The 21,638-nt window shown below is 73.0% G+C and carries 23 protein-coding genes and 1 pseudogene; 16 read left to right on the forward strand and 8 right to left on the reverse strand.

Annotation, left to right across the window (positions count from 1 at the left end; translation table 11 throughout):
- The first annotated feature begins 72 nt into the window (after positions 1 to 72).
- Positions 73 to 1,242 carry an alanine--tRNA ligase-related protein gene (locus FB474_RS05930; protein WP_141787801.1) on the forward strand — a complete coding sequence of 390 codons (1,170 nt, stop codon included), beginning with the start codon at positions 73 to 75 and terminating at the stop codon, positions 1,240 to 1,242.
- 18 nt (positions 1,243 to 1,260) lie between these two features.
- Here FB474_RS05930 and FB474_RS05935 read toward each other — a convergent pair whose 3' ends face one another.
- On the reverse strand, positions 1,261 to 1,977 hold the full coding sequence (locus tag FB474_RS05935; RefSeq protein ID WP_221632448.1) for a 3-keto-5-aminohexanoate cleavage protein: 717 nt from the start codon (positions 1,975 to 1,977) through the stop codon (positions 1,261 to 1,263).
- 32 nt (positions 1,978 to 2,009) lie between these two features.
- Between FB474_RS05935 and FB474_RS05940 the strand changes: the two genes are divergently transcribed.
- The 3 genes from FB474_RS05940 to FB474_RS05950 all read left to right on the forward strand — a co-directional run bounded on the left by FB474_RS05940 (position 2,010) and on the right by FB474_RS05950 (position 4,364).
- Positions 2,010 to 2,696 (forward strand): SDR family oxidoreductase, encoded by a 687-nt coding sequence (locus tag FB474_RS05940; RefSeq protein WP_221632449.1) that lies wholly within the window; start codon positions 2,010 to 2,012, stop codon positions 2,694 to 2,696.
- 115 nt (positions 2,697 to 2,811) lie between these two features.
- The gene (gene recO, locus FB474_RS05945) at positions 2,812 to 3,546 is read left to right on the forward strand and encodes a DNA repair protein RecO (protein ID WP_141787802.1); all 735 of its coding nucleotides are present in this window, start codon (positions 2,812 to 2,814) and stop codon (positions 3,544 to 3,546) included.
- Positions 3,543 to 4,364, forward strand: a complete 822-nt coding sequence (locus FB474_RS05950) for an isoprenyl transferase (RefSeq protein ID WP_141787803.1) — start codon at positions 3,543 to 3,545, stop codon at positions 4,362 to 4,364. Before recO ends, FB474_RS05950 begins: the two co-directional genes overlap by 4 nt.
- Before the next feature lie 36 nt (positions 4,365 to 4,400).
- Here the strand turns inward: FB474_RS05950 and FB474_RS05955 are convergent, their stop codons facing one another.
- From FB474_RS05955 to FB474_RS05980, 6 genes and pseudogenes are all read right to left on the reverse strand, one after another.
- Positions 4,401 to 4,796: a Fur family transcriptional regulator gene (locus tag FB474_RS05955; protein WP_141787804.1), complete on the reverse strand. Its 396-nt coding sequence runs from the start codon at positions 4,794 to 4,796 to the stop codon at positions 4,401 to 4,403.
- On the reverse strand, positions 4,796 to 5,821 hold the full coding sequence (locus FB474_RS05960; protein ID WP_141787805.1) for a metal ABC transporter permease: 1,026 nt from the start codon (positions 5,819 to 5,821) through the stop codon (positions 4,796 to 4,798). Before FB474_RS05960 ends, FB474_RS05955 begins: the two co-directional genes overlap by 1 nt.
- Entirely contained in the window at positions 5,814 to 6,641 is an 828-nt protein-coding gene (locus tag FB474_RS05965; protein WP_141787806.1) for a metal ABC transporter ATP-binding protein, read from the reverse strand. Before FB474_RS05965 ends, FB474_RS05960 begins: the two co-directional genes overlap by 8 nt.
- Positions 6,638 to 7,525: a metal ABC transporter substrate-binding protein gene (locus FB474_RS05970; protein WP_141787807.1), complete on the reverse strand. Its 888-nt coding sequence runs from the start codon at positions 7,523 to 7,525 to the stop codon at positions 6,638 to 6,640. The genes FB474_RS05965 and FB474_RS05970 overlap by 4 nt, the downstream gene beginning before the upstream one ends.
- 64 nt (positions 7,526 to 7,589) lie before the next feature.
- A pseudogene (locus FB474_RS05975) lies at positions 7,590 to 7,937 on the reverse strand (DUF6703 family protein); the annotation flags it as partial.
- A gap of 24 nt (positions 7,938 to 7,961) precedes the next feature.
- Complete coding sequence (locus FB474_RS05980; protein ID WP_141787809.1) at positions 7,962 to 8,357, reverse strand: DUF805 domain-containing protein; 396 nt, start codon at positions 8,355 to 8,357, stop codon at positions 7,962 to 7,964.
- A gap of 325 nt (positions 8,358 to 8,682) precedes the next feature.
- Between FB474_RS05980 and FB474_RS05985 the strand changes: the two genes are divergently transcribed.
- The 7 genes from FB474_RS05985 (at position 8,683) to FB474_RS06015 (ending at position 15,374) form a co-directional block, all read left to right on the forward strand.
- Entirely contained in the window at positions 8,683 to 9,636 is a 954-nt protein-coding gene (locus FB474_RS05985) for a type IV toxin-antitoxin system AbiEi family antitoxin domain-containing protein (protein ID WP_185746057.1), read from the forward strand.
- 213 nt (positions 9,637 to 9,849) lie between these two features.
- Positions 9,850 to 11,244: a glycine--tRNA ligase gene (locus FB474_RS05990; RefSeq protein ID WP_141787811.1), complete on the forward strand. Its 1,395-nt coding sequence runs from the start codon at positions 9,850 to 9,852 to the stop codon at positions 11,242 to 11,244.
- 137 nt (positions 11,245 to 11,381) lie between these two features.
- The gene (locus FB474_RS05995; RefSeq protein WP_141787812.1) at positions 11,382 to 12,338 is read left to right on the forward strand and encodes an ABC transporter ATP-binding protein; all 957 of its coding nucleotides are present in this window, start codon (positions 11,382 to 11,384) and stop codon (positions 12,336 to 12,338) included.
- A complete protein-coding gene (locus tag FB474_RS06000) occupies positions 12,335 to 13,132 on the forward strand; it encodes an ABC transporter permease (RefSeq protein WP_141787813.1) in 798 nt (265 codons plus the stop codon). The genes FB474_RS05995 and FB474_RS06000 overlap by 4 nt, the downstream gene beginning before the upstream one ends.
- A 34-nt stretch (positions 13,133 to 13,166) precedes the next feature.
- Complete coding sequence (locus FB474_RS06005; protein ID WP_141787814.1) at positions 13,167 to 14,303, forward strand: sensor histidine kinase; 1,137 nt, start codon at positions 13,167 to 13,169, stop codon at positions 14,301 to 14,303.
- Positions 14,300 to 14,908 carry a response regulator transcription factor gene (locus FB474_RS06010; protein ID WP_141787815.1) on the forward strand — a complete coding sequence of 203 codons (609 nt, stop codon included), beginning with the start codon at positions 14,300 to 14,302 and terminating at the stop codon, positions 14,906 to 14,908. The genes FB474_RS06005 and FB474_RS06010 overlap by 4 nt, the downstream gene beginning before the upstream one ends.
- A gap of 265 nt (positions 14,909 to 15,173) precedes the next feature.
- Positions 15,174 to 15,374: a hypothetical protein gene (locus FB474_RS06015; RefSeq protein WP_141787816.1), complete on the forward strand. Its 201-nt coding sequence runs from the start codon at positions 15,174 to 15,176 to the stop codon at positions 15,372 to 15,374.
- A gap of 42 nt (positions 15,375 to 15,416) precedes the next feature.
- Here FB474_RS06015 and FB474_RS06020 read toward each other — a convergent pair whose 3' ends face one another.
- Positions 15,417 to 16,910, reverse strand: coding sequence for a peptide ligase PGM1-related protein (locus tag FB474_RS06020; RefSeq protein WP_141787817.1), 1,494 nt, complete (start codon positions 16,908 to 16,910; stop codon positions 15,417 to 15,419).
- Positions 16,911 to 17,054: 144 nt separating this feature from the next.
- On the opposite strand from FB474_RS06020, the gene dusB reads away from it, so the two are divergent.
- From dusB to FB474_RS06045, 5 genes are all read left to right on the forward strand, one after another.
- Positions 17,055 to 18,233: a tRNA dihydrouridine synthase DusB gene (dusB, locus tag FB474_RS06025; protein WP_141787818.1), complete on the forward strand. Its 1,179-nt coding sequence runs from the start codon at positions 17,055 to 17,057 to the stop codon at positions 18,231 to 18,233.
- Positions 18,234 to 18,288: 55 nt separating this feature from the next.
- The gene (locus tag FB474_RS06030; RefSeq protein WP_141787819.1) at positions 18,289 to 18,564 is read left to right on the forward strand and encodes a DUF2277 domain-containing protein; all 276 of its coding nucleotides are present in this window, start codon (positions 18,289 to 18,291) and stop codon (positions 18,562 to 18,564) included.
- 103 nt (positions 18,565 to 18,667) lie between these two features.
- Entirely contained in the window at positions 18,668 to 19,207 is a 540-nt protein-coding gene (locus FB474_RS06035) for an ATP-binding protein (protein WP_141787820.1), read from the forward strand.
- Between the two features lie 735 nt (positions 19,208 to 19,942).
- The gene (locus FB474_RS06040; RefSeq protein ID WP_425465301.1) at positions 19,943 to 20,734 is read left to right on the forward strand and encodes an HNH endonuclease signature motif containing protein; all 792 of its coding nucleotides are present in this window, start codon (positions 19,943 to 19,945) and stop codon (positions 20,732 to 20,734) included.
- 216 nt (positions 20,735 to 20,950) lie between these two features.
- A complete protein-coding gene (locus tag FB474_RS06045; RefSeq protein WP_246092063.1) occupies positions 20,951 to 21,601 on the forward strand; it encodes a thymidine kinase in 651 nt (216 codons plus the stop codon).
- Positions 21,602 to 21,638 lie beyond the last annotated feature (37 nt).

The raw sequence follows: 21,638 nt of genomic DNA on the forward strand, positions 1-21,638 counted from the left end.
GGTCGATGGCCCCTCGACGCGGCTTCCGCCCCCGTCGCCGTTCCCGGTCGTCCCGACCGGAAGGCCATCACCATGGACTCCCACGACGTCCGCTCGAGATTCCTCGACTTCTACCGTGAGCGCGGCCACCGCCGCGTGCAGGGCACCTCGCTGATCCCACCCGACGGCGACCCGGTGCTGTTCACCACCTCCGGGATGCACCCGCTGACCCCGCACCTGCTCGGTGAGCCACACCCGCAGGGTCGCCGGCTGGTCAACCTCCAGCGGTGCCTGCGCACCACCGACCTCGACGAGGTCGGTGACGACACCCACCTGACCGTGTTCGAGATGCTCGGCACCTGGTCGCTGGGCGACTACCCCGGCCCGATGAGCCTGCGCTGGGGTTATGAGCTGTTGCGCGAGGGCTTCGGCCTGGACCACGACCGGCTGCACGTGACCGTGTTCGGCGGTGACGAGCAGGTCGGACCCGACCTGGAGTCGCTGCGCACCTGGCGCGAGCTGGGCGTGCCGGTCGAGCTGACCGTGGAGGACAACTGGTGGTCCAACGGGCCCACCGGTCCGTGCGGTCCCGACTCCGAAGTGTTCGTCTGGACCGGTGAGGGCCGGCCGACCGGCACCCCCACCACCGACCCGGGCTGGGTGGAGGTCTGGAACCACGTGATGATGCGCCACCGCCGCCTCGACGACGGGCGGCTCGTGCCCCTGCAGCAGCCCAACGTGGACACCGGGATGGGCCTGGAACGGCTGCTCACGGTGCTGCAGGGCGTGGGCTCGGTGCACGAGACCGACCTGCTGCGGCCGTGGACGGACACCGTCGGCCGGCTCTGGCCGATGGGCTCGCGTGACTCGCGCGTGGTCACCGACCACCTGCGTTCTGGCACCGTCGTCATCGGCGACGGCGTGCGGCCCTCCAGCAGCGGCCGCGGCTACGTGCTGCGCCGGCTGGTGCGACGCAGCCTGACCCTGCTGTGGCGGCACGAGCCGGGGTCGAGCCTGTCGGACCTGCCGGTGGACCTGCTCGAGGACACGCTGCGCCAGCACGGACGGACCGGTCCCGGCCACGTGCGCGAGGTGATGCTGGGGGAGGAGCGCCGCTTCGGTGAGCTGGTGCGGCGAGGCCGGCCCCTGGTCGAGCGCCGGCTGCGCCGCGGGCCGCTGAGCGAGACGGACCTCACCGACCTGCACCAGACCCACGGCCTGCCCCGGGACCTGGTGCTCGGGCTGCTGGGCGGTGACCGGTGACCGGGAGCGACGGTCGGGTCAGCCGCCTGCGCCGAGGGCGCGCGCCCCGGCGACGAGCTCCGCGTTGTCCCGGGCCGGGGTGCCGTCGGGCAGCAGGAGCGTGTCCTCCAGGCCCATGCGCGTGTCCAGCCCGCGGCGCACGGCGTCCTGCAGCAGCACCCACGTCGCGTCGCCTTCACCGTGCTGCAGCCGGGGGACCGCGACCCCACCGGCGTCCAGCGCCGCGTGGATCGCGTCGACCACGGTCACGGCCTCCTGTCGCGGGGAGCCGAGCACCTCGACCAGCACGCGGGTGAGGTCGCCGGCCAGCCCCGAGGCGGCCAGGGCGTGGGCGTCCCCCACGGTCCAGACCCCCGCCTCGACGCCGATCCCGGCGTCCAGCAGTGCCCGCGCCACCTCGAGCCACCCCTCCTCGCTGACGTTGACCGAGGCGAAGTCCGGCGCGCGCCAGCCCTTGACCAGCGACACCCGCCACGGCGCGGACGGCTCGATCCAGGCACCGGTGGTGACCCCGACCGGCACCCCGCAGGCCCCGCGCACCCGGCGCACCACCTCGTCCACGACCGCCGGCTCCAGGCTCTCCCGGCCTGAGGCGTCACGAGGGTGCAGGTGGATGGCGCGGGCGCCGGCCCCGACGCAGGCGACCGCGTCGCGCACGAGCGCCTCGACGGACTCGGGGACGGCCGGGTGGTCGGTGGTCGTGTGGGGCCCGTTCAGGGCGGCCTGCAGCAGCACGATGACGACGCTAGCCCCCGGGTGGTGGCACTGTGGTCGTTGTCGGCCAAGGATCGGAGGAGCAGATGCGCGTCGTCATCGTGGGAGGGCACGGCAAGGTCGGGCTCAGGCTGGGACGCCTGCTGGCCGAACGCGGGGACGACGCGGTGGGCATGGTGCGCACCCATGACCAGGTGGCCGACCTGAAGGCGGCGGGCGTGGAGCCCCTGCTCCTCGACCTGGTGGCGGGCTCGGTCGGCGAGCTCGCGGCGGGCCTGGAGGGTGCGGACGCGGTGGTGTTCAGTGCCGGCGCCGGGGGCAGGGGCGGGCCGCAGGCCACCAACGCCATCGACGGCGAGGGGGCGGTCAAGGTGGTCGACGCGGCCGAGCGCGCGGGGGTGCGCCGGTTCCTCATGGTGTCGGTCTTCATGGACGCCGGCCGGGGCCGGGACCTGCCCGAGACGTTCGAGAACTACGTGCGGGTCAAGCGGGCCTCCGACGTGCACCTGGCGGCCAGCGCGCTGGCCTGGACCATCCTGCGGCCGGGCACCCTCACCGACGAGCCGGGCACCGGCCGGATCAACCTGGGCCCGGCCATCGCCTACGGCGCGGTGAGCCGCGACGACGTGGCCGCGACGCTGGCGGCCCTGCTGGCCGCACCCGGCACCTCGGGCCGGGTGCTCGAGCTGACCGAGGGTGAGGTGCCGGTCGCCGAGGCGGTGGCGAGGGTCGGGCGCTGACGAGCCCGGTATGCCGGGTGGCCGCCACCGGCGTCGTGTCCGCCGTGGTGACGCGGACCGCGGCCGCGCGGCACGGCGTACCGGCGGTGTGGGCGGTCCGTAGGAGAATGGACCCATGCCGCTCTACCGCGACGAGGCGATCGTCCTGCGCACCCAGAAGCTGGGCGAGGCCGACCGCATCGTCACCCTGCTGACCCGCACCCAGGGCAAGGTGCGCGGGGTGGCCAAGGGGGTGCGGCGGACCAAGTCCCGCTTCGGGGCCCGGCTCGAGCCGTGCATGGTCGTCGACGTCCAGCTCTACGAGGGGCGCTCGCTGGACACGGTCACGCAGGCCGAGACCCTCGCGCCGTACGGCGACGTCATCGCGCGCGACTACACCGCCTGGACCTCCGCGACGGCGATGCTGGAGACCGCCGACCGGCTCACCGAGGAGCGCGAGCCGGCGGTGCAGCAGTTCCTGCTGCTGGCGGGGGCGCTGCGCAGCCTGGCCGGCGGGGAGCACGACCCGGGGCTGGTCCTGGACGCCTACCTGCTGCGCTCCCTGGCCGTGGCCGGCTGGGCGCCGAGCTTCCACGACTGCGCCCGCTGCGGTGCCGACGGGCCGCACCGCGCGTTCAACATCGCCAGCGGCGGCACGGTCTGCCCGTCCTGCCGCACGCCCGGCTCGGCCGCCCCGGCCCCGGCCACGATGGAGCTGCTCGCCTCGCTGCTGGCCGGGGACTGGGTCGTGGCCGACGCCAGCGTCCCGCAGCACCGCCGCGAGGGCAGCGGCCTGGTCGCGGCCTTCCTGCAGTGGCACCTCGAACGCGGCGTGAGATCCTTGCGCCTCGTGGAGCGAGAGCGCGCATGAGCCAGGCCCCCTACCCGCACCCTTCCGGGGCGCGGCCCCCGGTGCTGCCCGCCGAGCTGGTGCCCCAGCACGTGGCGATCGTCATGGACGGCAACGGTCGCTGGGCCAACCAGCGCGGGCTGCCGCGGACCAAGGGGCACGAGGCCGGTGAGGCCTCGCTGCTCGACGTGGTCGCCGGTGCGATCGAGATCGGCGTCAAGCACGTCTCGGCCTACGCCTTCTCCACCGAGAACTGGAAGCGCTCGCCCGAGGAGGTCAAGTTCCTCATGGGCTTCAACCGCGACGTCATCCGGCGGCGCCGCGACCTGCTCAACGCGTGGGGCGTGCGGGTGCGCTGGTCGGGCCGGCGCCCGCGGCTGTGGCGGTCCGTGATCAAGGAGCTCGAGGTCGCCCAGGAGATGACCAGGGGCAACGACGTGCTGACGCTGACGATGTGCGTCAACTACGGCGGCCGGGCCGAGATCGCCGACGCCACGCGGCGCATCGCCGAGCTGGTCCAGGCCGGCCGGCTGCGCCCCGGGGCGATCGACGAGAAGATGATCGCCCGCTACCTCGACCAGCCGGACATGCCCGACGTGGACCTGTTCGTGCGGTCCTCGGGGGAGCAGCGCACGAGCAACTTCCTGCTGTGGCAGTCGGCCTACGCCGAGATGGTCTTCCTCGACACGCTCTGGCCCGACTTCGACCGGCGTCACCTCTGGGAGGCGATCCAGACCTACGCCGAGCGCGACCGCCGCTACGGCGGGGCGGTGGACCGGGCGGCCGGGGCTGCTGCGGCGCCGGCGCCGGCGCCTGCCCTGGAGGACACCGGCCTGTAGGCCACTCGCCTCGCCGGCGCGACGGGCTGCTGAGGCTCAGGCGTCGGCGCAGGCCGTGCAGGTGCCGAAGATCTCCAGCGTGTGGCTGACGTCGGTGAAGCCGTGCTCGGCGCTGACCTGGGCGGCCCAACGCTCGACCGCGGGTCCCTCCACCTCGACCGTCGCGCCGCAGGAGCGGCAGACCAGGTGGTGGTGGTGCCCGGTGCTGCACCGGCGGTAGACCGCCTCGCCGTCGTCGGTGCGGAGCATGTCGACCTCGCCGTCGGCGGCCATCGCCTGCAGGGTGCGGTAGACCGTGGCCAGGCCGACGCTGTCGCCGGCCGCGCGCAGCCGGGCGTGCAGCTCCTGGGCCGAGCTGAACTCGTCGGCCTCGCGCAGCAGTGCCTCCACCGCTGCCCGCTGCCGGGTCGGACGTCGCGACGCCTGGGTCATCAGTGGCCCACCTTCCCGCCGGAGGCGTGCTCGTCGTGCCCGGCGGGCGCCCCCTCGGCGCCCAGGACGTGCTCGTCGTAGTGCCCCTCGTGTGGGGCGTGACGGTGCCCGTCGTGCAGGTAGTCCACGTGGTCGCCGTGCGCCACCGCGGGATGGCCGCACCCGGGGCCGTGCTCGTGGTCGTGGACCTCGGCGAGCAGGTGGGTCCGGCGGCCCAGACGGGAGCGCAGCCCGGTGCCGACCGCCGCGGCGAGGAAGACGGCGATCGCCAGCAGCACGATCGTGCCACCCGAGGGGGTGTTGGCGTAGAAGGACAGCCCGACCCCGCCGACGCTGGCCACGACGCCGATGAGCACCGCCCACCGGATCGCCGCGCGGAAGCTGCCGGCGAGCAGCTGCGCCGCCGCGTTGGGGACGATCATCAGGGCGCTGATCAGCAGCAGGCCGACCACCCGCATCGCCACGACGACGGTGACGGCGGTGAGGACGGCCAGCGCGATGTTCAGGGCGGTGACCGGCATGCCGGTGGCCCGCGCATACTCCTCGTCGTTGGCCACGGCGAACAGCCGCGGCCGCAGCAGCCAGGTGCTGGCCACCACGACCAGGGCCAGCCCGGCGAAGACCCACAGGTCGGTGGCGGTCGTCGTGGTGATGGCCCCGAACAGGTATGCCGTGAGGTTGCTGGCCGTGCCGTTGCTGGAGCGGGAGATCACCACCACGCCGGCGGCGATGCCGCCGTAGAACAGCACGGCGAGGGCGACGTCGCCGTTGGTGCGCCCACGCGCGCGGATCAGCTCGACGACCACGGCGGCGGCCACGGCGGCCACGAGCGCGGTGAACACCGGGGCGGTGCCGGTCAGCACGCCCACCGCGACGCCGGCCAGCGCCACGTGGCCCATGCCGTCACCGATGAGGGAGAGCCGGCGCTGGACGAGGAAGACCCCGACCATCGGCGCGGCGATGCCGACCAGCAGGGCGGCGAGCAGGGCCCGCTGCATGAAGTCGTAGCTGAGGAGCTCAAGCACGGTGACCTCCGGCGGGGTCGAGCGGGCCGGCCGCGGGGGTGGTCGCGGGGCGGTGGCTGCCCGGCCGGGGCTCGTCGTCGTGGTGGTGGCCGTGGTCCAGGGCGGGCAGCGCGGCCCGCTCGGCGGCGAACCGCTCCGGCGAGCCGTCGAAGCTGACCCGGCCGGAGGTGACGACCACGATCCGGCTGACGATGTCGCGCAGCGGCTCGAGCTCGTGGGTGACGATGAGCATCGTCGTGCCGCGTTCGGCCAGCCGGGCCAGCACCTCCGAGAGCACCCGCTGGTTGGCCTCGTCCACGCCGGCGGTCGGCTCGTCCATGACCAGCACGTCGGGCTGGGCGGCCAGCGCCCGGGCGATGAGGACCCGGCGCTGCTGCCCGCCGGAGAGGGTGCTCACGTCGGCCTCGGCGCGGTCCGCCAGGCCGACGAGCTCGAGCGACTCCTCGATGATGGCGCGGTCGGCGCGGGTCGGCCGGCCCCACCAGCGCAGGTGCGGCAGCCGCCCGATGGCCACGATCTCGTTGACCGTGGCGCGCACCGAGGCCGAGAGGGTGTGCCGTTGCGGGACGTAGCCGAGCCGGGCGTGCTCGCGGAAGTCCTCCAGCCGGGTGCCGAACAGCTCCACCTGCCCGCCGACGTGGTCGTTGAGGCCGAGCAGCCCGCGCACGAGCGTGCTCTTGCCGGAGCCGTTGGGGCCGAGCAGGGCGAGGACCTCGCCCTGCTGCACGTCCAGCGTGGCGCCGGTCAGGACGGCGCGGTCGGCGTAGCCGAACGCCGCGTCGTGCAGCGAGATCACGGGGGTGGGGCGGGTCTGGGTCATGGGCAGTCCTGTCCGGCCTGGAGGGCGCGCAGGTTGGCCTGCATCACCGCGAAGTAGTCGTGTCCCGCGGAGCGGGCGGTGAGCCCCTCGAGCGGGTCGAGCGTGACGACGTGGGCTCCGGTCTCGCTGGCCACGGTGTCGGCGATCGCCGGGCTGGCCAGGGTCTCGGCGTAGACCGTGGTCACGCCGCGGGAGCGCACCAGTCGCGCGACGTCGGCCAGAGCCGAGGGGCTGGGCTCGGCGTCGGGGCTCAGCCCGGTGATGCCGACCTGGGTGAACCCGTAGCGCCGGGCCAGGTAGCCGAACGCACTGTGGCTGGTGACCAGCTGCCGCTGCCGGCACGAGGCGAGGCGCTGGCGCATCGTGGTGTCGAGGGCGGCCAGCCGCGCGGTGAACGTGCGGGCGTTCGCCGCGTAGTCGGCCCGGTGGGTGGGGTCGACCCGGGCGAGGCGGTCGGCGATGGCGTTCGCGACCGCGGCGTAGCGGGTCGGGTCGAGCCAGAAGTGCGGGTCGGTGCCGCCCTCCAGGTGCAGGTCGAGGTGGGCGGCGCGGGCGACGTCGAGGGCGTTGTCGGTGGCCTGCTGGGAGATCGCGTCGTCGACGGCCGGCTGGAAACCCTTCTCGTAGACCGCGACTCGAGCCTTGGCCACCGTCAGCACGTCCCGCGGGCCGAGCTCGAGCTCGTGCGGCTCGGCGCCCGGCTTGGTCAGGTTGGTCACGCGCACGTGGTCGCCGCCGACCTGCTCGGCGGCGAACGCCAGCGGGTAGAAGGAGGCCACCACCGGGACCCGCCCGTCGTCGGCGGTCGCCGACGCGCAGCCGCCGAGCGCCGTCGCCGCCACGAGGGCCAGGGGAGCGGCGAGGCGGAGCAGGCGGGACGGCATACCCGCAGTCTGCGGCTAGTTGAGAATGATTGTCAAAACCACCCGGGTATGCCGGGTGGCCGGGTCAGCCTCGCGGGAACAGCTGGGTGATGGCGAGGGCGACGGCGAGCAGCACGACGGCCGAGCGCATGAGGCGCTCGGAGCTGGTCAGTCGCGGCCACGCCAGGTAGAGCAGCCAGCCGACGAACAGCGCGGCCAGGCCCATGAGGACGAAGCCGAGCGCGTGGCCGGCGATGGCGCCGGCCAGCAGCAGCACCAGCAGGATGACGAAGGGGACGAGGCGGGGCAGCCGGGCCAGGAACGTCAGGACGGGCACGCTGGCGCGTTCGATCTTGTCTCGCACGGGGGAGAGCGTACGGGAGGGGCCGTCCGGGCCCGGACGCGCGCGAGGGCGGACCCGTGACGGGTCCGCCCTCGCGGGTGGTGCGGGTGTCGCTCAGGCGCCGACGTACGGGGCGCCGGGAGCCGGCGGGGCCGCCTGCAGGGCCTTGGGGTTGGGGCCGTAGGCGTTGTCGCCGGGGGTGCTGTCCATGGCCATGAAGACCAGCAGGACGATGGCCCCCACGAGCGGCACGACGGCGATCAGGACCCACCAGCCGGTGCGGCTGGTGTCGTGCAGACGGCGCACGGCCACGGCCAGGCCGGGGAGGAACAGCGCGAGCGTGGCGACGTAGCTGATGATCTGGGTGTGCGCCGCGTTGCTGATGACGCTGGCCACGGCCGACACGAGGACGGAGAACAAGGTCCAGAACCAGTACTCCGAGCGGCGGGCGCGGCCGGAGAAGGTGACGTACTTGGCGAAGCCGGTGCGGATGGCGTCGGTGAACGACATGTGGGGATCCCCCTGTGTGCGGGCAAATTTGTCGGCCGAAACGTAGCAGTCGCCACGCGTTGGCGGAAGATGTCCGTTTCGGGGCCGCGTGCGGGGGGTCCCGCGCAGGGTGTCCGACCCCCGATATCGCCCACCAGCCCCGGGGATGCCGCCCGGGCCCCGGGGCGCCCGCGGGGCCGGATGCGCGGTTGCGGGGTCGACGGCCAGATCCGGGGGCGGGCTTGGAAGGAAGCCGCTGTCCACAAGGGTGGGTTGGCGCCGCGCCCTGTCCACAGCTTCGGCCCGCGGCCTTGTCGGAGTGCGGCCGGTCCGGGACGGTCGCGGGATGGCTGACCTCCTCGACATTCGCCTCACCGCGCAGGGCGGGGTGCTGACCACCCGTGACGCCACCGACTGCGGGCTGACGCGGGCGGGTCTGTCCCGTCTCGTCCGCGGCGGTCGGTTGCTGCGCGTGCGGTCCGGGGCGTATGTCGACCGGTCGCGGTTCGAGGCGACGTCACCAGAGGGGCGGCGTGCACTGGCCGTCACGTCGGTCTGCCGCGCGCTGGGACCCGGGTGGGCTGCAAGCCATGCCTCGGCTTTGGCCCTGCTCGACCTGCCGGTGTTCGAGGCAAAGGGGGCTCGGCCCGAGATCCACGTCGCGCGGACCAGCCCTGGGAAGCACCGCCCGGTAGCGGGAGTGGTGGCCCACGCCGCGGTACCACCCGAAGCGGTGACACGGCGGGCCGGGGTGCGGTGCGTGCGCCCGGCGGAGGCGGTGCTGCAGTGGGCCGCATGGGCCGGGGTCGAGTCGGGTGTCGTCGCCGCCGACGAGGCCTTGCGCCGCGGGATGGCGACGCGAGAGGAGCTTCGCAGGGCCCTGGCAGGGCTGGCCCTCGGGCGCGGGCGGGGTAGTGCCCGGGCAGTCACCGAGCTGGTCGACGGACGGTCCGGCTCGGTGGGCGAGAGCCGCACCCGGGTGCTGCTGCGTGCGCTGGGCCTGCCCGAGCCCGAGCTGCAGGTCGAGCTGCATGACGCCCGGGGCTCACTGGTCGGCTGGGTGGACTTCCTGTTCCGTGGCCAGCGGACCGTGGTCGAGTTCGACGGGCTGCTCAAGTACGGCGGCAACCTCGGCCAGAAGGAGCTGGTGAAGGAGAAGCTGCGTGAGGACCGGCTGAGGGCGCTCGGCCTGGAGATCGTGCGCCTGACGTGGCGGGCCCTCGACGACCCCGGCGCGACGCTCGCCAGCATCCAGACCGCCTTCGCGCGAGCGCGCAGGAGCGCACGAGTGGCCGGATGAACCCCCCGTCTGTGCCGTCGACCCTGCGTGCGCCCGCGGGGTTGGAGACACGCTTCCGGGGTCGGCGGGCAGATCCGGGGTCGGTCGCCGGGCCGGGCCGGCAGGCGAGGTCGACCTCAGGTGGGTCGGACCGGGACGCGGGCCGGGGCTGGGAGGTGGGCGGTCGGCATACTCGCGTGTGGGGAGCGCGTCGTGGCCGATAACCTTGGGCGCATGGCTGCTCCTACCTCCACCGTCGACACCGTTGTCAGCCTCTGCAAGCGCAGGGGCTTCGTCTTCCCGTGCGGTGAGATCTACGGAGGTACCCGCTCCGCCTGGGACTACGGTCCCCTCGGCGTCGAGCTGAAGGAGAACATCAAGCGCCAGTGGTGGAAGGCCATGGTGCAGCAGCGCGACGACGTCGTCGGCCTGGACTCCTCGGTGATCCTGCCGACCAAGACCTGGGAGGCTTCCGGCCACGTCGCGACGTTCTCCGACCCGCTGACCGAGTGCCAGTCGTGCCACAAGCGCTTCCGTGCCGACCACCTGCAGGAGGCGGTCGCGGAGAAGAAGGGCATCGCCAACCCCGACGACGTCGACCTCAAGGACGTCGCCTGCCCCAACTGCGGCACGCGTGGCGCGTGGACCGAGCCGCGGCAGTTCTCCGGCCTGCTCAAGACCTACCTCGGCGTCGTCGAGGACGAGTCCGGCCTGCACTACCTGCGCCCAGAGACCGCGCAGGGCATCTTCCTCAACTTCGCCAACGTCATGGGCGCTGCGCGCAAGAAGCCGCCGTTCGGCATCGCGCAGACCGGCAAGTCGTTCCGCAACGAGATCACCCCGGGCAACTTCATCTTCCGCACCCGCGAGTTCGAGCAGATGGAGATGGAGTTCTTCGTCAAGCCGGGCGAGGACGAGGAGTGGCACCAGTACTGGATCGACGAGCGCACCCGCTGGTACACCGACCTGGGCATCAACAAGGACAATCTGCGCCACTTCGAGCACCTGCCCGAGAAGCTGTCGCACTACGCCAAGCGCACGGTCGACATCGAGTACCGCTTCCGCTTCGCCGGCTCCGAGTGGGGCGAGCTCGAGGGCATCGCCAACCGCACCGACTTCGACCTGTCGACCCACGCCAAGCACTCCGGCGCCGACCTGACCTACTTCGACCAGGCCACCGGTGAGCGCCGGACGCCCTACGTCATCGAGCCGGCAGCCGGCCTGTCCCGCTCGCTGATGACGTTCCTCATCGACGCCTACACCGAGGACGAGGCGCCCAACACCAAGGGCGGGGTCGACAAGCGCGTCGTCCTCAGGCTCGACAAGCGCCTCGCGCCGGTCAAGGCCGCGGTGCTGCCGCTGTCGCGCAACGCCGACCTCACGCCCAAGGCCAAGGACCTCGCCGCGCAGCTGCGCCAGCACTGGAACATCGACTTCGACGACGCCGGCGCCATCGGCCGCCGCTACCGCCGTCAGGACGAGATCGGCACCCCGTTCTGCATCACCGTCGACTTCGACACCCTCGAGGACCACGCGGTGACGATCCGCGAGCGCGACACGATGAGCCAGGAGCGCGTCGCCCTCGACCAGGTCGAGGGCTGGCTCGCCAGCCGCCTCCTCGGCTGCTGACAACGCACGACGGCTGCTGAGCCCCGGCGCCCACTGGGTGCCGGGGCTCACGTGCGTCGCGAGCCTGACGGATGTCATGGGTATGCCGTGACGCGCGTCGGGCGCGCCCGGTCGCCGCGGGCGACAGGATCACTGCCATGACAACGACTTCACTGGAGTCCCTGCGGGACTCCGCAGGGGTGGGAGCCTCCGCGGCTGACGCGATCAGCCTGCGCGGGGTGCGCAAGAGCTTCGGCTCCGTCGAGGCGGTCCGGGGCATCGACCTGACCGTGCGGCCCGGCGAGATCGTCGCCTTCCTCGGCCCCAACGGCGCCGGCAAGACGTCGACCATCGACATGGTGCTGGGCCTGTCCGCGCCGACCGCCGGCGAGGTGTCCGTCTTCGGGATGGAGCCCTACCAGGCGATCCGGCGGGGGATGGTCTCCGCGGTCATGCAGACCGGGGGGCTGCTCAAGGACCTGACGGTCCGCGAGACCGCGACCTACACGGCGAGCCTGTTCGCCCGGAGCCGTCCGGTGGACGAGGCCCTGGCACGGGCTGGCATCACCGAGATCGCCGACCGGCTCGTCGGCAAGTGCTCCGGCGGGGAGCAGCAGCGGCTGCGCTTCGCGATGGCGCTGCTGTCCGACCCCGAGCTGGTCATCCTCGACGAGCCCACCACGGGCATGGACGTGGAGTCCCGGCGCTCGTTCTGGGCCGCCATCCGCGAGGACGCCGAGAGGGGCCGCACGGTCCTGTTCGCGACGCACTACCTCGAGGAGGCCGACTCCTACGCCGACCGGATCGTGCTGGTGCGCAAGGGGATGGTTGTCGGTGACGGCACCCCCGCCCAGATCAAGGCGATGGCTTCGGGCCGCACGCTCCGGGCCACCCTGCCCGGCGCGACCGAGGCGACGCTGCGCGGCATACCCGGTGCCGAGGGCGTCGAGGTGCGCGGCGACACCGTGCTGATCCACTCGCGCGACACCGACGCCGTCGCGCGCCACCTGCTGACCACCACCGACGCCCGCGACCTGGAGATCACCGCGCGCGGGCTCGAGGACGCCTTCGTCGCCCTGACCGGCGACGACGAGACCGAGGACGTGACCCGATGACCGCCACCACGAGCGCCCTGGGCAGCCGCGAGGAGCGGCACGTGCCGCCGATGGGCGGCTTCAGCGCGACCCTGCTGCGGATCGAGCTGCGCCGGCTGCTGCGCAACCGCCGGGCCGTGATCTTCACCGTCGTCATGCCCGTGGTGTTCTTCCTCATCTTCGGCGTGGGCCAGAAGTACTCGAACGACAACGTCGGGCACGGCAACGGCGCGGCCTACGTGATGATCAGCATGGCCATCTACGGCGCCATGATCGCCACGACCAGTGGTGGGGCGATGGTCTCCATCGAGCGCTCGCTCGGCTGGAGCCGGCAGCTGCGGCTGACGCCGCTGTCCCCGGTGGCCTACGTGGCGACCAAGATGGTCACCGCGATGACGATGGGCCTGGCCTCGGTCGTCGCCACCTACTGCGTCGGCGCCATGAGCCACGCGCACATGGACCCCCGGCTGTGGCTGGTCACCGGCCTCATCGCCTGGGTCGGGTCGCTGGTGTTCGCGGCGTTCGGGCTGTTCATGGGCTACCTGCTGCCGAGCGACAACGTCATGCAGATCCTGGGTCCGGTGCTGGCCCTGCTCGCCTTCGGCGGCGGCCTGTTCATCCCGCTGGAGCAGATGGGCAGCACCTTCCGGCACATCGCCGAGCTCACCCCGATGTACGGCGTCAACCAGCTGGTGCACGCACCGCTCACCGGGACCTCGTTCGATGCGCTGTGGCTGGTGAACCTTCTCGTCTGGCTGGCGCTCTTCGTCGCCGGCGCCGCGTGGCGCTTCCGCAAGGACACGGCGCGGGTCTGAGACGCAGGACGGCGGCGTGACTAGCGTGAGCGGCATGAGTTCGTTCGACCGCTGGGCAGGACCCGACGCGGCGGGGAGACCCCGCCGCGTCGGCTACCTGTTCTCCGTGATCTGGCTGGTCTTCCTGCTCGATCCGCTGCAGGCGGGGTGGCAGCACCGTGACACCTGGCAGGGCTGGGTCGGCATGGTTGCCACGATCCTGTTTGCCGCCGCCTACGTCGTGGCGTTCGCGCTGGTCCGGGGACGCAGCCTGCGGGCGGGTGCGGTGCCCCAGCCGGTGGGGGCCGCGATGCTGCTGCTCCTGTTGGCTCTGGCTGTCGTCATGTGCCTGACACTCGGGGAGTCCGGGCTCGCGACCTCGGTCTACCTCACGGTCACTGCGGTGATGTTCCTGCCCACGCGCGCCGCCGTCGTGGCGGTGCTCCTCCTGGCCGGGACCACCCTGGCCCTCAGCACGCTGGTCCCCGGCTGGCAGCCACTGCCGAGCCTGCTGCTGTCGATCTTCCTCGCGGCGGTGGCCATGTGGGGCGTCAGCCAGCTCATCCGCCGCAACATCGACCTGTCCCGGGCCCGTGAGGAGAATGCGCGACTCGCCGTGGAGGAGGAGCGCAACCGGGTGGCGCGCGACCTGCACGACATCCTCGGGCACTCCCTGACGGTGATCACGGTCAAGGCCGAGCTCGCCGGACGGCTGCTGGAGGTCGACCCCGAGCGCGCCCGCGCGGAGGTGGCCGACCTCGAGCGCCTCTCGCGGGACGCGCTCGTCGACGTCCGCCGCGCCGTCGAGGGGTATCGCGAGCTGACCCTCCCGGGGGAGCTCGCCCGGGCGCGGGCGGCCCTGCTGGCCGCCGAGATCGACGCCGACCTGCCGACGTCGACGGACGTCGTTCCGGGAGACCTGCGCGAGCTCTTCGCGTGGGGTGTGCGCGAGGGCGTCACCAACGTCATCCGGCACAGCGCGGCGACCCGCTGCACGATCCGGCTGACCCCCGACACCGTCGAGGTGCTCGACAACGGCCGGGGCCCGAGCGACGCGGAGGTCCTGGAGCGCTCGGGCAACGGGCTGCGCGGGTTGCAGGAGCGGGCGACGGCCCTGGGCGCCATGCTGATGACCAGAACCGTTGAGCCACAAGGATTCTCGATGCAGATCATCGCCGGGACGGTGTCATGACGATCCGCCTGCTGCTGGCCGACGACCAGGCCCTGGTGCGGGGTGCGTTGGCCGCGCTGCTCGACCTCGAGCCCGACCTGTCGGTCGTGGCCGAGGTCGCCAGCGGTGACGAGGTGGTCGGCGCGGCACGGGAGCACCGGCCCGACGTGGCCCTGCTCGACGTGGAGATGCCCGGCATGGACGGTATCGCCGCCACGCGAGCGCTGCGGGAGGCGATGCCCGGGGTGCGGGTGCTGATCGTCACCACGTTCGGCCGGCCCGGGTTCCTGCGCCGGGCGCTGCAGGCCGGGGCGTCAGGGTTCGTCGTCAAGGACACCCCGGCGCGCCAGCTCGCCGATGCGGTGCGCCGGGTGCACTCCGGCCTCCGGGTGGTCGACCCCGCGCTCGCAGCCGACAGCCTGGTCAGCGGCGAGTCGCCGCTGACCACACGCGAGGCGGAGGTGGCCCGGGCCGCCCGAGACGGCGGCACGGTGGCCGACCTCGCGCGCGAGCTGTTCCTGTCGGAGGGGACGGTCCGCAACCACCTGTCCTCGGTGATCGGCAAGACGGGCGCGCGAACCCGGGCCGAGGCCGTGCGGATCGCCGAGGACAACGGCTGGCTCTGACGGCGGCCAGCTTGCCCCGGCTACCCGGGGCCGTCCGCGGACACCGCGGCAGCGGCGCGCCGGGCATGCTTCGCGAGTGCCTCCAGGGCCGCGCGTTGGGGGTAGGGGCCGTGCGAGAGCCGGGCGACGCCGAGGTCCTGGACGGAAGCCGGGTCGAGGCCCGGAACCGCGAGGAGGCTGAGCCTGCCTGGGCCCAGCCCCGCGACTGGCGCGCACCACGCCGGGGGCTGCGATCCACGGGCTCCCGGCGGGCCTGCATGCCCTGGTGTCGCTGCCCCACCATGTCGAGGAGGCGACGGTGGTGCAGCTCGCTGCCGACCGTGGCCTCGCCGTCGATGGGCTGTCGCACTTCGAGGCACCGGGCGTCACCCGTCCACCCGCCCTCGTCGTCGGCTACGGCACCCCGCCCAGGCACGGCTACAGCGGTGCACTGGCCCGTCTGACCGCCACCCTCGAGGGTGTGTGACCGGAGCCGGGGCTCGGCCCGCGGTGGAGGCTCACCTCACGCCTAGGGTGTGAGCCCGGCGAGGCGGCCCTCGTGCGTCGCCTCGGCAGCCGTCGCCGCGATGACCCGGCAGGCCGCGTCGTGCAGCTCCTGGGCGTGCGCGGCGTCCAGCCCGATCGCGGTCAGGCCGATCCGCCCGTCGATGGCCAGCCCGGACAGCATGTGCAGCACCACACCGACCCCGGTGCGGTGGTCCAGCTGCAGTCCGGCACGACGCACTGCGTCGATCACCGGGCCGGGGGAGAGGCCCACCCACGACTCGTCGAGCAGGTTGTCGGTGCACACGTAGGCCCGCGGGGCGTTCCCGGCGGTGGTCACCCACTGGCCGAGCACCTCGTCGTACCGGCCCGGCACGAGGTTGCGCAGCGCGGCATACGGGTGGGTGGTCCCGCCCTTGCGCAGGTTGACCTCGAGGGCGAACACCCGGGACGCCCCGGAGGGGTCCCGGCTGGCGACGAAGTCGACCGAGACCCGGCCGAGGGCCCCGGCGGCGACCAGCTGCTCGCCCACGGCACGGGCGTGGCGGGCGACCTCGGCCGCGTGGACGGGGTCGGCGGGGAAGCGGCAGCCGAGGAAGACCTGCCCGTTGGTGCCCCCGACGACCTGCTCGTGCGTGGCCAGCACGACCACGCGGCCGTCGGGCAGCAGGTCCACCTGGGCGCTCGGCGTCGTGACCTCGGTGCCGGTCACGAGCTCCTCGACGATGCCGCCCCGGGCCAGCTCGGCGAGGTAGCCGGGGGGCAGTGCCGCCACCCGGCGCGCCAGGGTCTGCGTGTCCGCCGGCACCGGGCCGTCGAGCAGGTTGACCACCGTGTTGCCGTCGCCGGCGTAGCTGTCGTCGTGCTTGACCACGACCGCCGAGACGTCGGGCCGCGCGGCGCGGATCGCCTCGATGCCGCGCAGCACGTCGTCGACCGTGCGGACGTCCTCCACACCCGCGGGCAGGGGCACCCCGGCCCGCGCGAACAGCTTGCGGCCGGCGCCTTTGAAGCCCAGGTGCCACAGCGAGGGGTCCATCCCGTTGACCGGCAGCTGCAGCCGCTCCGCGACCGCGACCTCGTGCTCGGTGACGTTCCAGGGCTCGATGAACGCAGGCCGGTCGCCCACGGCCCGGCGCAGCCGGTCCAGGGCGTCGGGGCGGCGCAGCAGCTTCTCGGCCAGGGACTGCGGCGAGGTGTCCTCCAGGGCCACCACCTGGGTGCCGGCGCCCCACGCCTGCGGCCGGGGACCCAGCCGGCGGTGGTAGTCGAGGACGTCCGGCGTCGGCGCGATCGAGCTGACCAGGACCAGCCGGGCGCGCTCCAGCCGGTGGGTCATCAGGGTCGCCAGCAGGTAGCGGTGCTCCAGGGCGAGGATGCGCTCGCCGTAGTGCCGCAGCAACGAGTCGCTGGCACTGTAGGAGGGCAGGGCGATCACCACGTGCGGGGTGCTGGAGCCCTCGGTGTTGGCCGCCAGGGCGTGACCGAGACCGGCCTGCAGCTCGGCGAAGCTCTTCATCGCACTGCCTTCCGCGAGGACCCCGGGCGGCGCGGGGTCACGCGGACATGCTGCGCGGCATACGTCTCCTGCGGTAGGGACGTTCTGCCCCGGGGGTGACTCCGTTCGGCCCTGCTCGCGCGGCCTGAGAGAATCGGGCCCACCATGACCGCTGTCCTCCCGCCCCTGCAGATCGGCCGCCACACCATCGAGTCCCCCGTGGTGCTGGCGCCCATGGCCGGCATCACCAACCGCGCGTTCCGCCGGCTGTGCCGCGAGTACGGCGACGCCGGTACGGGTGCCAGCGGCGGGACCTCGCTCTACGTCAGCGAGATGATCACCTCGCGGGCGCTGGTGGAGCGCACGCCGGAGTCGATGCGGCTGATCCAGCACGACCCCGAGGAGAACCCCCGCTCGATCCAGCTCTACGGCGTCGACCCGGCCACGGTGCGGGCCGCGGTGCGGATGCTGGTCACCGAGGACCGCGCCGACCACATCGACCTCAACTTCGGCTGCCCGGTCCCCAAGGTCACCCGCAAGGGCGGGGGAGCGGCCCTGCCGTGGAAGACCGAGCTGTTCCGCGCGATCGTCAGCGGGGCGGTCCAGGAGGCCAGCCCGTATGACGTGCCGGTCACCATCAAGATGCGCAAGGGCATCGACACCGACCATCTGACGTTCCTCGAGGCCGGGCGGATCGCCGAGGGTGAGGGCGTCGCCGCCGTGGCGCTGCACGCGCGCACCGCCGCGCAGGCGTACTCGGGGCAGGCCGACTGGCCGGCGATCCGGGCGCTGAAGAACGTGGTCACCTCGATCCCGGTGCTGGGCAACGGCGACATCTGGTCGGCCGAGGACGCGCTGGCGATGGTGGAGCAGACCGGGTGCGACGGCGTGGTCGTCGGGCGGGGCTGTCTTGGCCGGCCGTGGCTGTTCACCGACCTCGCCGCGGCGTTCGCCGGGACGACCGCGCGGGTGCGGCCCACGCTGGGACAGGTCACGGACACGATGCGCCGGCACACGGCATACCTGGCGGAGTTCTACGACTCCGAGCTCAAGGCGTGCCGCGACATCCGCAAGCACATCGCGTGGTACCTCAAGGGCTTCCGCGCCGGGCAACACGTGCGGCACAACCTCGCACTCGTCGACTCCCTTGACGCCCTTGACGACCTCATCGGCACGCTCGACCTCGACCAGCAGTGGCCGGGTGAGCCCGCCGAGGGGCAGCGCGGGCGGGCCGGCTCGCCGCGCAACGTGGCCCTGCCCGAGGGGTGGCTGGCTACCCGGGAGCTGACCGGTGCTGCGGCCGAGGCCGTGGCGCAGGCGGAGCTGTCTGTCTCCGGCGGCTGAGGCGATCCTGCCGTTGGCGCTGACGTCGGCGCCGCGGCGTGGCATCGTCGGGGGCATGTGCCGGAACATCAGGACGTTGCACAACTTCGAGCCGCCCGCCACGAGCGATGAGGTGCAGGCCGCCGCGTTGCAGTACGTGCGCAAGGTCAGTGGCATGACCAAGCCGTCTGCGGCGAACGCCTCGGCTTTCGAGGCGGCGGTGGCCGAGGTCGCGCACATCACCCAGCACCTGCTCGATGACCTCGTGACCCAGGCCGCGCCGCGGGACCGCGAGGTGGAGGCGGCCAAGGCCCGGGCGCGCAGCGCGGTCCGGTACGGCACGCCCGCGTAGGCGGCCGACCCGCTCAGCGGCCGATCCGTGTCGCCACGCCGGTGGTCCGGCGTGTCCGAGCGCACGTCGGCGATGACGACGCGACTGCTCAGATGGGGAAGCGATGACAACACGACCGACTCTGTTCCTGACCGTAGGACTGCCGGGCACCGGGAAGACCACAGAAGCACGGCGCATCGAGGTCGAGGAGAAGGCTGTCCGCCTCACGAAGGACGAGTGGGTGAAGGCCCTGTACGGGCCCGCGAACCCGCCGTCGGCCGCGGACGTCATCGAAGGACGGCTCATCGAGATCGGGCTGCGGGCTCTTGAGCTCGGCATCAACGTCGTGATCGACTTCGGCCTCTGGGGTCGAGATGAGCGCTCCGCGCTGCGGCAGGCAGCCGCCGACCTCGGTGCGGCGGTGGAGATGCGCTACTTCGAACTCCCACCGACCGAGCAGAGGAGACGGCTTGACCGGCGCCACGCCGAAGAGCCGCACACGACGTGGCACATGTCCGACGAGGAACTCGACGAGTGGGCTGCCGTCATCAGCATCCCGACGCAAGGGGAGCTCGACGGCAGCGAACCTGTTGACTGCCCGCCGGCAGGATTCGCGACGTGGGAGGGGTGGCGCAGCCATCGCTGGCCTGCGTCGGTCCCCTGAAACCACGGATTCCGAGCCCGCCCCTCATCGGCTGATGAGCGTGCTGTCCCGCGCCATAGGGACCCATCCCGTTAGTGCCAGGCCCTGCCCGAGCTCGGGACGCTCCGGCGTGCCGCCGTGCTGGGAGCGAGCTGCCTCCGACCGCTCGCCGACGTGTTGGCCTCCCGTCCTGGGGTCGCCATGACGTGTCGGTGGTCGAATGTATGTTCGAACCATGCATCAGGGGGATCATCGTCAGGGGGCCGCGGCCAGCGGGTCCGGTGACGTGCCCGCGGCGGATTTGTCGCTTGCGCGGCGGCGGGAGCTGGTGCGGGCGGTGACGGATGTGCTGGTCGGGGTGGAGGGTGTGCTGCATCAGGGGGTGGGGGCGGAGCTGGGGCCGTTCTTCGCCGAGCTGGATGCGTTGCGGCGTGGGTGTGAGGCCGGTCAGGTCGCGACGCTGGCGGAGGCGTTGGAGCGCGGCGAGGTGTCGACGTGTGCGACGGCGGCGGGGTGGGTGCTGGAGTGGGCGCCGTCCTACCGGTCCGGGGGCGCGGGTGACCTGGTCAAGGTGGCGCAGGCGTGCGTGGGCCGCCCGGTCGGGGCGGGGGCGGCGCACGTGTTGGACCACGGGTCGGTGCAGCGGCTTCGTGGGTGCGTGCTGGCCGGCCGGGTCGGGGTGCGCTGCGCGGCGGTCGCGCTGACCGAGATGCGCAAGCTCGGCCCGCGGTTGACGCCGGCGGCGTTGCCGACGGTGTGGGAGGGTTCCTGGCCGTGGCGGAGGAGGCGGGGCCGCGGGAGGTGCGGGGTTTGCGGGAGCGGATCATCGCCACCTACGGGCGCCAGGGCGAGTTCCAGGTGCGCCAGGACCGGCTCAGGCACGGGGTGAGCCTGTCGGCGGGGCGGGCCGATGACGGGATGGTGGAGTACCAGCTGCGCCTGGACCCCGAGGGGGCGAGCGTGTTGGAGGCGGCGATCGGTCCGCTGTCCGCGCCGAACCCGGTCGACGGCATCTCGGACTTGCGCTCCTCGGACCAGCGGCGCGGTGATGCCCTGGTGCAGGCGTGCTGGCGCTCGGCAGCGGCCGGGGGTGAGGTGCCGGTGCAGACCAAGGCGCAGGTCTTCGTGACCATGGACTTCGAGTCGTTGCGGGATGCGTGCGGGTCCGGGACGGTCCTCGGCGCCGGGGGTGTGCACGGCAACGGGACCCTGTTGGGGCCGGAGACGGTGCGCCGGATCGCCTGCGACGCGGCGGTCATCCCGGTCGTCCTCGGCACCCAGGGGGAGGTCCTCGACCTGGGCCGGACGAGACGCCTGTTCACCCCGGCCCAGCTGAAGCACCTCTGGCTCCGCGACCAGGGCTGCACCATCCCGGGCTGCGCCGCGCCGCCGTGGTGGTGCGACGGTCACCACGTCATCCACTGGGCCAACGGCGGTGCCACCGACGTGTCCAACGCGGCGCTGTTGTGCGGGCGGCACCACACGATCGTGCACCAGCGCGGCTGGACCGCCACCGTGGCCCCGACCGGGGTCACCTGGCACACCTGAGGCCCCCGCCCCGCACCCCGGCCCGCGACGGCCGCGTCAGCCGGCATGCCCGAGCGACGCCCCGAGGCCGAGCGCGAGCGGGTGCGCCCTCGACGCACCCGTGGCTCCGCGCGGCTCATGACACGCTCATAACACCCTCATAACACCCCACGGACGCCCCTTTGCTCCGGGGAGTCGGCGGACCTGGTGTCGCGCGGGATGGCAGGATGTCGCCTCGTGTCCATCGGGGTTTCGCAGCAGTCACTGCCAGGTCTGGCCGCCCGTCCGACGACCCGTCCCACCCGGCGGATGCCCACGACGAACGGGCTGAGTGACCTCACGGTCATCGTCGGCCCGATGAAGAGCGGCAAGTCGCTGGAGCTCATCAGCCTGCTCTCACCGCTGGCCTACTCCGACGTCACGCACCGCGTCTACCAGTCAGCGCGCCACCAGCGCGACGACAAGGTGACCTCCCGCAGTGGCAGCAGCCTGGTGACGACCAAGACGATGTCGCTCGAGCCGCTGCTGGACGACGACGTCGACGTGGTCGGCGTGGACGAGATCCACATGTTCGACGTCGCGGACGTGGAGGTGCTCGGCACCCTGATCGAGCGCGGGACCCGCGTCGTCGCGACCGGCATCGACCTGGACCACCGGGGCGAGCTGTTCGCACCGGTCAGGGCGCTGTTCGAGCTCGGTCCGCAGGTCGTGACCCACCGACGCGCCGTCTGCGACGTCTGCCGCGAGTTCCGCGCCGTCTACACCCAGGTGCTCGACCGGGACCGGGCCTTCACGACGCGGCTGGCGCCGTCGACCCCGCTGCCGGACGACGGCACGTTCAGCTACGAGGCGCGCTGCCGGTCCTGCTTCGTCTTCCCGACCGACTGATGCCGACCGATCCGGTATGCCGCCCCCTCAGGTGAGG

It is taken from the genome of Oryzihumus leptocrescens (assembly GCF_006716205.1).
Lineage (GTDB): Bacteria > Actinomycetota > Actinomycetes > Actinomycetales > Dermatophilaceae > Oryzihumus > Oryzihumus leptocrescens.

What these genes read in the sequence shown, in the direction of transcription:
- FB474_RS05930 (WP_141787801.1), top strand. Translation starts at nt 73, where the DNA reads ATGGACTCCCACGACGTCCGCTCGAGATTCCTCGACTTCTACCGTGAG.
- recO (WP_141787802.1), top strand. Translation starts at nt 2,812, where the DNA reads ATGCCGCTCTACCGCGACGAGGCGATCGTCCTGCGCACCCAGAAGCTG.
- FB474_RS05950 (WP_141787803.1), top strand. Translation starts at nt 3,543, where the DNA reads ATGAGCCAGGCCCCCTACCCGCACCCTTCCGGGGCGCGGCCCCCGGTG.
- FB474_RS05955 (WP_141787804.1), bottom strand. Translation starts at nt 4,796, where the DNA reads ATGACCCAGGCGTCGCGACGTCCGACCCGGCAGCGGGCAGCGGTGGAG.
- FB474_RS05965 (WP_141787806.1), bottom strand. Translation starts at nt 6,641, where the DNA reads ATGACCCAGACCCGCCCCACCCCCGTGATCTCGCTGCACGACGCGGCG.
- FB474_RS05970 (WP_141787807.1), bottom strand. Translation starts at nt 7,525, where the DNA reads ATGCCGTCCCGCCTGCTCCGCCTCGCCGCTCCCCTGGCCCTCGTGGCG.
- FB474_RS05980 (WP_141787809.1), bottom strand. Translation starts at nt 8,357, where the DNA reads ATGTCGTTCACCGACGCCATCCGCACCGGCTTCGCCAAGTACGTCACC.
- FB474_RS05985 (WP_185746057.1), top strand. Translation starts at nt 8,683, where the DNA reads ATGGCTGACCTCCTCGACATTCGCCTCACCGCGCAGGGCGGGGTGCTG.
- FB474_RS05990 (WP_141787811.1), top strand. Translation starts at nt 9,850, where the DNA reads ATGGCTGCTCCTACCTCCACCGTCGACACCGTTGTCAGCCTCTGCAAG.
- FB474_RS05995 (WP_141787812.1), top strand. Translation starts at nt 11,382, where the DNA reads ATGACAACGACTTCACTGGAGTCCCTGCGGGACTCCGCAGGGGTGGGA.
- FB474_RS06000 (WP_141787813.1), top strand. Translation starts at nt 12,335, where the DNA reads ATGACCGCCACCACGAGCGCCCTGGGCAGCCGCGAGGAGCGGCACGTG.
- FB474_RS06005 (WP_141787814.1), top strand. Translation starts at nt 13,167, where the DNA reads ATGAGTTCGTTCGACCGCTGGGCAGGACCCGACGCGGCGGGGAGACCC.
- FB474_RS06010 (WP_141787815.1), top strand. Translation starts at nt 14,300, where the DNA reads ATGACGATCCGCCTGCTGCTGGCCGACGACCAGGCCCTGGTGCGGGGT.
- FB474_RS06020 (WP_141787817.1), bottom strand. Translation starts at nt 16,910, where the DNA reads ATGAAGAGCTTCGCCGAGCTGCAGGCCGGTCTCGGTCACGCCCTGGCG.
- dusB (WP_141787818.1), top strand. Translation starts at nt 17,055, where the DNA reads ATGACCGCTGTCCTCCCGCCCCTGCAGATCGGCCGCCACACCATCGAG.
- FB474_RS06030 (WP_141787819.1), top strand. Translation starts at nt 18,289, where the DNA reads ATGTGCCGGAACATCAGGACGTTGCACAACTTCGAGCCGCCCGCCACG.
- FB474_RS06035 (WP_141787820.1), top strand. Translation starts at nt 18,668, where the DNA reads ATGACAACACGACCGACTCTGTTCCTGACCGTAGGACTGCCGGGCACC.